Annotated in this window: 1 protein-coding gene; it reads left to right on the plus strand. The window is 43.3% G+C overall.

Going from position 1 to position 1,553, the window contains the following annotated elements; genetic code table 11:
* A partial coding sequence (locus tag ANPL_RS02190; protein WP_174764261.1) for a DNA topoisomerase occupies positions 1-1,417 on the plus strand: 1,417 nt, incomplete at its 5' end.
* Between the last annotated feature and the right edge of the window lie 136 nt (positions 1,418-1,553).

Consider the following 1,553-nt stretch of genomic DNA (forward strand, 5'->3'; position numbering starts at 1 on the left):
TTATACTAAGAAGGTTAAGAACGCGCAGGAAGCCCATGAGGCCATAAGGCCTACGGATATTACTATGCTTCCCGAAAGCCTCGCAAGGTATCTGACAGATGAACAGCTGAAGCTTTACACCTTGATTTGGAAAAGGACAATTGCTAGCCAAATGGAGTCAGCCGTGATTGATCAGGTAGCGGTTGACATTCGTGATCTTGATGGAAGAGTTGTACTTCATGCAACGGGGTCTACTTTGAGTTTTGATGGCTACTATAGGGCCTATGGTTCTGAGGATGATGATAAAAGAAAGATGCTTCCTGCGTTGAAAGAGGGGGAATCTTGTGAATTGTTGGATGTGAAATCAAATCAGCACTTTACACAACCGCCAGCACGTTATAGCGAGGCGAGTTTGGTAAAGAAAATGGAGGAGATAGGAATTGGGCGACCTTCAACTTATGCTACGATCATCTCTGTTTTGCAGGACAGGGGCTATACAAACCTGGAACAAAAGCGTTTTATTCCTAGTGAAAGGGGAAGAATTGTAAATGCATTTCTCACAAACTTTTTCAGGAAATATGTGGAATACGATTTCACGGCAAATCTTGAAGAGGAGTTAGACTTGATTTCCAACGGCAAGATGGTCTGGAAGGACGTGCTGCAGGAATTTTGGAACAAGTTTATTGCGGATGTTAGTTCTGTAAAGACTGTCGAGGTCGGTGAGATCTTGAAGGCTGTCACTAGGGATTTGGAAAGTTACGCATTTTCTGGTGCATCCGGGGAGAGTACAAGTAAGGTATGTCCATCATGTGGGGCAGGAGAGCTGATGCTGAACATTGGCAAGAGCAACGCGTTTTTGGGTTGTAACAGGTATCCAGAATGCAGGTACACTAGAGGTATTGGCAGTGATCCGAGCGTTACTGGAGATGATTCTGCTCGAATAGTAGGTATAGATCAAGAAACGCAGGAAGAGATATTATTGAAAAATGGGCCATACGGGGAGTATCTTCAGTTGGGGAATAGTACAAAGCGGGTTTCTATTCCCAAGGGAATTGGTGAGATGAGTATGGACCTTGCACAGAAACTTCTCGCATTGCCACTAACTTTGGGAAATTTTCCCGGTACTGATAAAGAGATCAAGCTTGGTATGGGAAGATTTGGCCCTTACGTTCTCTACGGTGGAACATACTTTTCGATTAAGGACAGGGAGGACTTTTATAACGTTACGCTGGATGAAGCAGTGAATATTATCAACAGCCAAGCGGAAAAAAAAGGAAAGCTCTTGGGAATGCATGAAAATGGGAAAGAGATATACCTGTGTAAGGGGAGGTATGGGTTTTATCTCAAATGCGGTAAAGTGAACGTGGCGGTTAAGGGCAAAGCAGAAGACGTCAGTTTGGAAGATGCCATAGTTCTGCTTAACCAGAAAAATGTGTAGAAATTTATGCTGAGTTAGGATGCAAAAACCTCCTGCCCATCGTGAGGGTTGTCCTGGCGTTATCAATGAATCCTTATCATTGTTTAAAGCTGCTTGTATTATACTATCTCTGGGAATATTTTGTGAGAAGATCTAC

The organism is Anaplasma platys, from assembly GCF_012790675.1.
Lineage (GTDB): Bacteria > Pseudomonadota > Alphaproteobacteria > Rickettsiales > Anaplasmataceae > Anaplasma > Anaplasma platys.